Here is a 9,545-nt window from a genome sequence, read left to right on the forward strand (position 1 = left end):
GGTGGTGGCGGGCGAGGATGCCCGGGAGGTAGCCGGGGGCGGTGGCGGGCGTGTAGTAGGGCGCCGGGTCGGGCAGCCGGCCCCGGGCCAGCAGTGCGGTGACCCGGGCCCGGGCGGTGTCGTACGCGGCGGGGTAGCTGCCGTCGGCGGCGACGCCCTGGCCGGCCAGCCATGCCTCGTCGGGCTCCGGGTGCCCGCCGCCGTCCAGGCGGTCGAAGGAGGTGAGCAGTCCGGAGCCGGTGAAGTGGTGGTTCCCGAGGGCTTCGCGCACCCCCAGGTCGGTGAGGACGGCGGTGGGGATGCGGCGGTGCAGGGACTCCAGGGCGGCCGTGGACGAGACGGTGACGAGGAGGTCGGTGCGGTCCAGAACCTCGCCCATGTGCCCGTACACCAGGCGGAAGTTGGGCGGGAGGCCGCCGGGCAGCCGCTCGGCGAGCCGCTGGTAGGGGTGCTCCTCGATGTGCGTGGTGTGCTCGCCGGGCTTGGAGCGCAGCTTCAGCAGGACCTCGCGGCCGGGGTGCAGCCGGGCGTGCTCGACGAGGCGCCGCAGCAGGTACGTGCGGTCGGCGCGGCTCTCCGGCACGGAGGGCTGGGCGGCGAACACCAGGGTGTCGCGGCCCGGTTCGGCCCGGTACGGGTCGCCGCCGAGGAACGGGAGGGCGGCCTCGGTGACGGCCGAGGCATCGGCGCCCACCCCCTCGTACACCGTACGGAAACGCTGCGCGTCGTGACGGGAGTTGGCGAGGACGACATCGGCGCCGTGGCGCAGCAGGAGCCCGTCGGTGAGCTTCTCGTAGACGACCCCGACGTAGCCGGTGACGAGGACGGGCCTGGTGGGCAGCCGGAGTGCGGCGATGCCGTGCAGCATGGCCTGGACGGCGCCGCCGACGAGGGCGAGGACGACGACGTCGTACCCCTCGTCCCGTACGGCGTGCAGGAATTCGACGGCGGTGACCTCGCGCACCCGGTCGGCGGGGATCCCCACGTCGCCGACCTCGGCGAGCTGGCGGGGGGTCGGGGTCGCCCGGCCGCGCAGCAGCAGCCCGCTGATCTCCACCCGCTGGGCGGGCGCCCCGGACACGGGGGCGGTGAGGCGGTGCGCGGTGAGCGCGCCCCATTTCCACCGGGTGTCGGAGTCGGCGATCACGGCTGCCCTGAGGGCGGTCGTCTTTTCGGTACGTCGTGGCACGTCTCCGAATTTAGGAAGGCATTCGGATTCGCGGCCCAACGTGGCGGCAACAGCGGGTTAACAGCCCGCCGACACCCGGAGAATCAGCTGATGGAAAAGGCCCCCGAGGGCGGGAAACCGGGCCGGTTCATTGTCCCGACATTCTTCGTTCACCTGCCGTACCCGCCGGGTCCAGGGTAAATGCCGGACCGGCGCCTAGCGTGGTCCGCGTGGTCAAGCTCTCCGTCATCGTGCCGTTCTACAACGTTCGGGCCTACGCCCCCGACACCCTGAGAAGTCTGCGGGCCAATGCCCGCGACGGTGTCGAATTCATCCTCGTCGACGACTGTTCGTCCGACGGGACGCTGGACATCCTCCGGCGCGCCGAGCGCGAGCTCCCGGGTGCCGTCCTGGTCCCGCACGAGCGGAACGGGGGTCTGGCCACCGCGCGCAACACGGGGATCGACGCGGCGCGCGGCGAGTACCTCACGTTCCTGGACGGCGACGACTGGGCCGCACCCGGGCACTACGAGCGGCTGCTCGCCGCGATCACGGCCCTGGGCTGCGATTTCGTCCGTACGGACCACGTGCAGTTCACCGACCGGGTGCGCACGGTGCACCGCGTCCCGTTCGGGCTGCGGAACACCGTGGTCAGCCCGCGCGAGGTGATACTGCCGGCCGACCGGTCGACGCCCGTGGACTACGCGTACGCCTGGGCCGGGGCCTATCACCGCAGGCTCGCGGATTCGGGGCTGCTGCGGTTCCGGGACGGGCTGCGCACGGCGGAGGACCGGCCGTGGATCTGGCGCCTGCACCGGGAGGCCGATTCCTTCGCGGCGGTCGGGCTGCCCGGGATCTTCTACCGGCGCGGGGTCGCCTCCTCGCTGACCCAGATCGGCGATGTGCGCCAGCTGGACTTCATCCGCGCGTTCGATCAGGTGCTGGAGGAAACGGCCCTGGATCCGGAGGCGGACCGGCTGATGCCGAAGGCCGTGCGTACGTACTGCGCGGTCATGGCGCACCATTTGGAATCCATCGAAAGGTTCGAACCAGCAGTGGCCAGGAAATTGCGCTCGATGAGTGCGGCTTCGCTGCGGCGCATGCCCCAGGACATTCTCGCGGAAACGCTGAATTCGCTGGGTGAGCGCCGTGCGGACCGGCTGCGCCGGGTGCGCCGTCGCTCCGTTTCGCGGGAGGTCGCGGCCTGATGCCCGGCAGCACGGACACCGCGCCCGCCGGCCGGTCCACCATCCAGATCTTCTCGGCGTGCACGCAGTACGCCGCCGCCACGCTCGTCGCGGCCCTGCGCTCCGGCATGTTCGGGCCGCGCTCCGAGCACCGGCGCGTCCTCGTCGTGAGCGACACCTCGCCCGCCCCGGAGCTGGGCACGCCACTCCACCGCCGGCCCGGGTTCGACGCGCTGGCCGCGGAGTTCGACGCGGTGCGGTCCTGGAACGAGTTCATCAGCCCGTTCCACCCGGGCGGCTGGTCACCCCGGGAACAGGACGCCCCGCTGTGGGAGCGTGCCGTGCGCGCGGCCTGGGACCTCGGCGACGAACCGGTCGAACTGGCCTGCGAGTCCATCCAGGCCAACCCCGCGCAGGCGCTGGCGACGGTCTTCGGGGACAGCCCGCTGCATGTGTACGCGGACGGCCTCATGAGCTACGGACCCACCCGCAGCCGGCTCGACCAGCTGGTCGGCACCCGCATCCGCCGCCTCCTCCACCTGGACCTCGTACCGGGTCTGAAGCCCTTGCTGCTCACGGAGTTCGGGGTGGAGCCGGAGGTCGTCCCGACGGACGCGTTCCTCAAGGTGCTGGGCGAGCTGGCCGACCCGGTCGCCGCCCCCGCCGTCCCCGGCGACGGACCGGGCCCCGCCCTCCTGCTCGGCCAGTACCTCTCCACGCTGGGCATCCTGACGCCTGTTCAGGAAGAGGAGCAGCACACGAGGATGGTGCGCGGCGCGGTCGCCCTCGGCCACACCCGCATCGTCTTCAAACCGCATCCCAGCGCGCCCGCCCACTGGACGCGCACCCTGGAGGAGGAGGCGGTACGGCTCGGCGCCACGCTCACCGTGGCCGACAGCCCGGTCCTGGCCGAAACGCTGTTCGAGTCGATGCGTCCCGCCCTCGTCGTCGGCTGCTTCTCCACCGCGCTGCTGACCGCCGCCTCGTTCTACGGACTGCCGGCCGCCCGCCTGGGCACGGGCCCACTGCTGCAACAGCTCAGCCCGTACCAGAACAGCAACCGCATCCCCCTCACCATCGTGGACGCCCTGCTCCCCGACCTGGAGGACCCGGCAGCGGTGACCGGCTGGTCGATGCCCTCTCCGGACGCGATCGCGCGCGGCACCGCCGGGCTGGTCGGCGCGGTCGGTTACGCGATGCAGCCGCAGCTCCAGGCTCCCCTGCGCCCCGACGCCGAGCGCTACCTGATCGCCCACCGCGACACCGTGCGGCGGTACTTCAAACGGCGGCGGCTCACCGCGCTCGGACTGCCCGGGGCGATTCCCGCACAACTCACGTTCATCCCGCGCAACGCGACGGTCCGCCGCATCGCGCGCCGGACCCGGGCGTTGAAGCGGGCGGCGCTGAGGTGAGATGGCTTCGCAGCCAACCGTGACGGTCACGTGGGCGCCCAAGGACGCCGACGACTCCCTCACCCTCGGCTACCGCCCCGGCTTCTGCGGTCCGGCGACGCCGGAGCCGTGCTTCGTCTCCAGCCAGGTCATCACCGGCAACACCTTCACCTGAGCGTCGGCACTCCACGGCGAAGGCCCCGTCCGGCCGGACGGGGCCTTCGCCGCCCCCCGCTGGCCGCCATGTGCCGGAGTGCCGACCGCCGGGGGACAGCGAGCCCTTTTCCCACCTCAGTTCAAGCAGGTAGGGCGGACCGTTCTCGGCGTTGGCAGAACGATCAGGGGCTACGGGCTCCACTCGGACCCTGATCTCGGCCGGCCCGATGGCAACCGGGATCTTCCGGAAGTTTGCGCCTCCAGATCTCCGAGGTGCCAGCTGCATGTCAAGCTGAAGGGATGTACCCCTCGTCTGCACTGGGTGAGTTCCTGAGGTCGCGACGGGCTCGCCTGCAGCCTGAAGAACTGGGCCTGCCCGGCGGTGTTCGCCGTCGCCGAGTAGCTGGGCTCCGGCGCGAAGAGCTGGCTCCGCTGGCCGGAGTGAGTGTCGGCTACTACATTCGGCTGGAGCAGGGGCAGGCACCGAACGTCTCAGATGAGGTCTTGGACGCCCTGGCCCGCACTCTCCGACTGGACGCCGATGAGCGGCGACACCTGCACCGGCTGGCGCGTATCCCTCAGGCCCAGACCTCATTACCGCCGACCGAGGTGCTACGCCCGGGTCTCTCGCACATGGTCGAGGCGTTCACCGACGCCCCTGCCATCGCCGTGGGCCGCCGCGGCGACATCCTCGCCTGGAACCCGCTCGCGCATGCCCTGCTCGCACCGCACTGGCCCGTCATGCCAACAGGCCGCCCGCCCAATTTCGTTCGCATCGACTTCCTTGAACTCGCATTCGCCCGAAGCCTGTACGCCGACTGGGCCGCTAAGGCACGGGACGACGTCGCCTACCTGCAGGTCTCGGTCAGCAACTTCCCAGGCGATGAGCAACTGCTGGCCTTCATCGCTGAACTGAAGGAACTCAGCCCTGAGTTCCGGGAACTGTGGGCCGAGCATCCGGTGAGCAACTGTGCCACCATCGCGCGGGAGTACCGGCATCCCCAGGTGGGTGCCATGACCCTGGCTGCAGAACTGCTACGCCCTCCAGATGATGAGGGACAAGGCGTGACCGTGTTCCAGGCGGAGCCGGGGTCGGTTTCGCAGGATCGACTGCGTCGGCTGGCAGAACTGACGTCTGGCTCCGCGGCGTAGGCCGATACTGATGGCCGGCGCCACTTCCTGGGACTGGAAGGGCGCCGGCGCAGATCGCACGAGGGCGGATTCAGGCCGCCATCGCGTCAGCCGACAGGTTCGTAGACCGGCGCAAGGCCCTTGCACAGACGAACGCGCCGGTCAGCACGACTGCTCCTGCCACCAGGAACGCCAGGTGCAGTCCGCCGACCGTCGCCAGCCTCTGCGTGGTGGTGGGGGCCAGGGCCGTCGTGCGGGCCGCCACGATGGCGCTCAGTCCGGCCACGCCGATCGCGCCGACGAAGGTCGGCATCTGTGCCAGGCTTCCGGCGACGCCTTGGTCGGACTCCTCGAGACCGGAGGTGATAGTGGTGACGACGGCCACGACGGTCAGCACATGCCCGAAGCCCATCGCCGCCGAACTCCCCAACAGCAGAACGAGGTTGCCGTCCGCCGGCAGCAGCGCCATCAGCAGGGTGCCCAGCCCCTGCACCGCGAGGCCGAGAGCGATCACGGATGCCGCGCCGCGGGCGCTGATCAACCGTGCAGCCAGGCTGCCCGCGGCCAGGGCAGCTACGCCCTCGGCGGTGAAGCCGAGGCCGGTCTGCAGTGCGGTCCACCCCACGACCTGCTGCATGTAGATGCTCAACAGCAGCGTCGCTCCTCCGCACATCCCGAAGGTGACCAAGCCAGTCGCCATGCCCCACTTCACCGTCGTACGACGCAGCAGGCGCAATGGCACGAGCGGCTCAGGGTGACGCGCCTCGGCGGCGAGGAAGCCAATGAGCAGAACTGCGGCGCCGATCAGCGCGGTCAGGGTGGGCGTGCTGAGCCAACCGCTGGCGCCTCCGGTGGTGATCCCGTAGACGAGGGCGAAGAGGCCACCGCTGGCCAGGACGGCCCCAGGCACGTCGAGGCGGGTAGTCCGGCCGTGCCGGGTGTCCTGCACGACCGTGGCAGCGCCGACGAGGACAAGCAGACCGATGCCGAAGAGGATGAGCATCGTCCACCGCCAGTTCAGGCCGCTGGTGACGATGCCGCCGCCGATCGTGCCGATGACGAAGCCGAGCGACAGCAGTGCGCCGTTGACACCCAGGGCCCGCGTCCGTTGCGGTCCCTCGGGGAAGGCAGCCGTCATCAGGGCCAGTGCTGTGGGGCCGATCGCCGCGGCTGCGATGCCCTGGCCGACTCGGGCGGTGATGAGGAGGGCGGCCACGGGGGCGAGGCCGGCGAGGAGGGAGAAGCCGGTGAAGGCGCACACCCCGGCGATGAACAGCCGTCGCCGGCCGGTGATGTCCGAGAGCTTCCCGAACAGGGGCATCAGAGCAGCCGTAGGCAGCAGGCAGCCGGTAACCACCCACTGCAGAGCATCGGGGCTGGCGAACCCGAGGCTGCGGCCGATCTCCGGCAGGGCCACGGTGATGATCGAGTAGTCGAGTCCGGTCATGAAAGTGGCGCCGCACAAGGTCAGGAGAACCATCCACCCGCGGGCGCCGAGTGAGATCTGCGTGGTATCGCTCATGCCGACCACGATGCGATGGCCCGCATCCCCCAACCAGCGCCCTGGTAAAGGTACATCTGCCAGATACAGGCAGAGCTGTCACTTTCCCACAAGCAAGCAGAAGGGAAGGTTCTGGCAGGCGGGTACGCGAACAGGATCATCCACTTCCGGGAGCTTCTGCGTGCTTGCCTACTCATCCGGCGTCGACGTGTCCCGCTCCACCCTGCGCTTCCTTACACAGCATTTGCGCCGACACCGCCGCGCGATCGGGACGCGGTGGCGGCGGCTGAGCGCCGGTCGTCAGGCCCTCCTCACGCTCGCTCACCTGCGTGTGGGGCACACGTACGCCCAACTCGCTGCCGGGTTCGGGGTCGGAATCACGACGGCCTGCCGCTACGTCACCGAGGCTGTCGACCTCTTGGCCGATCTCGCACCCAGCTTGGCCGAGGCCGCCCGCACAGCCTCAACCAAGGCGTTCGTGCTGCTGGACGGCACGCTCCTACCGATCGACCGCATCGCAGCTGACCGCCCCCTCTACTCGGGCAAACACAAGGAGCACGGCATGAACGTCCAGGCCCTCACCGATCCTTTCGGGAGACTGCTGGGGCCTCAGCGGCCCTGCCCGGGGCCGTCCACGACCTCCGTGCGGCCCGCGCGCACGGCATCCACAGCTGTCCCGTACTCGGCGGGCGCCCTCGCCGATGTGCAGGATGACCGAGCGGGGGTGTTCGCATGAAGGCTGGCGGTCGATCACGTGAACCACCCGTCTGGCCAGGGGATTTGATGATGTTCGATGGCATATTCGAACCCACCATGAGGACTCCGTCGATTCTCCGCTCCCCGCGCGGCCGGGCCGCCGCCCTGGCCGCCGTGCTCGCCGCCCTCACCGTCTGCGCCGGGGACGCGGTGGCCCGCAGCTATCCGTTCGGCCCGCACACCCGCAGCGTCAACGACCTGGGCAACCAGTTCGTCCCGTTCCACGCCCGCCTCTGGGACCTGCTGCACGGCCGCGCCGACGGCGGGCTGCTGCTCAACTGGCAGTCCGGCTTCGGCACCAGCTTCCTGCCCGACTTCGGTACGTATCTGAGCAGCCCGTTCGCCCTGCTCGTCGGGGTCTTCCCCCGGGACCGCGTGGACCTGGCCGTGTACGCGGTGACGCTGGTCAAGACCGGGGCGGCGGCGGCCGCGATGACCTGGCTGCTGACGGCGCTGCGGCGGGGGCGGGGCAAGGAGTGGGCGGCGGCCGTGCTCGGGGCCTCGTACGCGCTGTGCGGGTGGTCGGTGATCGAGGCCGTGTACAACCCGATGTGGCTGGACGGGCTGATCGCGTTCCCGCTGCTGTGCCTGGCCGCCGAGTGGGCGCGGACGGGCCGGCGGCCGGTCCTGGGCACGCTGCTGGTGACGCTGGCCTGGGTGTCGAACTTCTACACCGCGTACATGGCGACGCTCGGCGCGGCGCTGGTGCTGGTGGTGCGGCTGGTGCTGGAGGACGGGACGCGCCGGGAGCGGGTACGGGGCCTGGGGCGCGCCGTGCGCTCGATGGCGCTCGGGGTCGGTCTCGCCGCGCCCGTCCTGGTGCCGGTGTTCCTCGGGACACGGCACGCCTACCCGGGCTGGACGCGCACATTCGCCCCGGCCGCCTGGCCCGACGTCGCGGCCCGGTTGCTGCCGGCGACGTACAGCTTCTTCACGCCGGCGGCGTTCCTCGGCACCGGCGCCCTGCTCCTGGCGGGCGCCCTGGCCTTCCACCGGGCGGTCCCGCGCGCCGAACGCCTGGTGTGGGCGGGGCTCGTGGCGGGGGTCGCCCTGTCGTTGCAGTGGGAGCCGACGCATCTGCTGTGGCACGCCTTCGCGACGCCCAACGGCAGCCCGTACCGCCAGACGTTCGTGCTGTCCGGCCTCCTGGTCATCGCCGCCTGGCTGTCCGTCGCCTCCGCCTGGCCGGACCGGCGGGCGCTGCTCGGCGGCGCCGGGGTGCTCGTGCTGATCGCCGCCGGGGCGGCGTCCAGTGCCCTGGTCACCACGTGGACGTACCCGCTGTTCGCGGGGGGTCTGGTGGCCGTGGCGGGCGCGCTGGTGCTGGCCCGGCGCGGCCGGTACGCCGTGCTGGCGGCGCTCCTGCTGGTCGGGGCGCAGGCCGGACAGGCCGCCGCGACGACCGCGTACGCCGACCGGCAGCGGCTGGGCCGGCTGGACGACTACGCGCCCTGGGGCGAGCGGCAGCGCCTCCAGGCGGCGGCGGTGGCCGAGGCGGACGGCTGGCCGCGCTACCGGACCGACCCCGGTCTGGAGCAGAGCACCGCCAACGATCCCCTCGTGGTCGGGGGCCAGGGCGGGGCGTATTACAGCAGCCACACCCCGGACGTGCTGACCCGCACCTTCCTCGCCCTGGGAGCCGGCTGGACGTCGAACGGCCGGGCCCTCCACGACCTGGACAGCCCGGTGACCGACGCGGTGTTCTCCGTGGGTGCCCGGGTGCACATGCCACGCGACCCGCACCAGGGCTGGAACCGCCCGGACGCCCGCCCGGTCTCGGTGACGCGGGCGGAGGTGCCGCCGCTGGTGACGGTCCGGCCCGGCAACGGGATTGTGCGCTACGGGCGTTCGCCGTTCCGCAACCAGGAGAAGCTGCTCGGTGCCTCTGTCTACACGGTGCCGACGACCGCCCTGCGCGCGGCGGACGGGAGCGGTGCGCCGGACGCGGGCGCGTACGACTACGCGGTGCGGCCCGGCACGTACACCCTCCGTGCGGCGTGCCCGGCGGGCAGTGAGGTGTACCTGTGGGCGCCGGACCTGTTCGGCCGCGCCCGGCTGGGGACGGCCGAGGAGGCCGACTTCCGGGGCGAGCTGCCGGGACGGCGGGCCGAACTGCGGAAGCTCGGCGACGGGGGCGGCGCGCTCGCCGTGACGTTGCGGGTGGCCCGGCCGGGGACCGTCCCGCACGAGGCCGTGGGCTGCCTGGACCGGGCCCGGCTGGCCGACGCGGTGGCCGGGCTGAAGCGGACGGGGGC

Annotated in this window: 7 protein-coding genes and 1 pseudogene; 6 read left to right on the forward strand and 2 right to left on the reverse strand. The window is 71.7% G+C overall.

Annotation, left to right across the window (positions count from 1 at the left end; all coding sequences use genetic code 11):
• The coding region (locus G3I41_RS20035; RefSeq protein ID WP_164401726.1) for a DUF6716 putative glycosyltransferase at nucleotides 1-1,189 on the reverse strand (1,189 nt) is incomplete at its 3' end.
• A gap of 209 nt (nucleotides 1,190-1,398) precedes the next feature.
• Here G3I41_RS20035 and G3I41_RS20040 point away from each other — a divergent pair.
• From G3I41_RS20040 to G3I41_RS20055, 4 genes are all read left to right on the forward strand, one after another.
• Nucleotides 1,399-2,376, forward strand: a complete 978-nt coding sequence (locus tag G3I41_RS20040; protein ID WP_164401728.1) for a glycosyltransferase family 2 protein — start codon at nucleotides 1,399-1,401, stop codon at nucleotides 2,374-2,376.
• Nucleotides 2,376-3,767, forward strand: coding sequence for a polysialyltransferase family glycosyltransferase (locus G3I41_RS20045; RefSeq protein ID WP_164401731.1), 1,392 nt, complete (start codon nucleotides 2,376-2,378; stop codon nucleotides 3,765-3,767). Before G3I41_RS20040 ends, G3I41_RS20045 begins: the two co-directional genes overlap by 1 nt.
• A 1-nt stretch (nucleotide 3,768) precedes the next feature.
• On the forward strand, nucleotides 3,769-3,921 hold the full coding sequence (locus G3I41_RS20050; protein WP_164401733.1) for a hypothetical protein: 153 nt from the start codon (nucleotides 3,769-3,771) through the stop codon (nucleotides 3,919-3,921).
• 281 nt (nucleotides 3,922-4,202) lie between these two features.
• Nucleotides 4,203-5,054 (forward strand): helix-turn-helix transcriptional regulator, encoded by an 852-nt coding sequence (locus G3I41_RS20055; RefSeq protein ID WP_164401735.1) that lies wholly within the window; start codon nucleotides 4,203-4,205, stop codon nucleotides 5,052-5,054.
• A 70-nt stretch (nucleotides 5,055-5,124) separates the two neighbouring features.
• On the opposite strand, the gene G3I41_RS20060 is transcribed toward G3I41_RS20055, so the two are convergent.
• Nucleotides 5,125-6,555, reverse strand: a complete 1,431-nt coding sequence (locus G3I41_RS20060; protein ID WP_164401737.1) for an MFS transporter — start codon at nucleotides 6,553-6,555, stop codon at nucleotides 5,125-5,127.
• Nucleotides 6,556-6,715: 160 nt separating this feature from the next.
• On the opposite strand from G3I41_RS20060, the pseudogene G3I41_RS20065 reads away from it, so the two are divergent.
• Both G3I41_RS20065 and G3I41_RS20070 read left to right on the forward strand, forming a co-directional pair.
• Nucleotides 6,716-7,200 (forward strand): annotated as a pseudogene (locus G3I41_RS20065) (transposase family protein); the annotation flags it as partial.
• Nucleotides 7,201-7,347: 147 nt separating this feature from the next.
• Nucleotides 7,348-9,545 (forward strand): YfhO family protein (locus tag G3I41_RS20070; protein ID WP_164401739.1); only part of this gene is annotated, 2,198 nt, incomplete at its 3' end.

The sequence above is a fragment of the Streptomyces sp. SID9727 genome, from assembly GCF_010550605.1.
Taxonomy (GTDB): Bacteria; Actinomycetota; Actinomycetes; order Streptomycetales; family Streptomycetaceae; genus Streptomyces.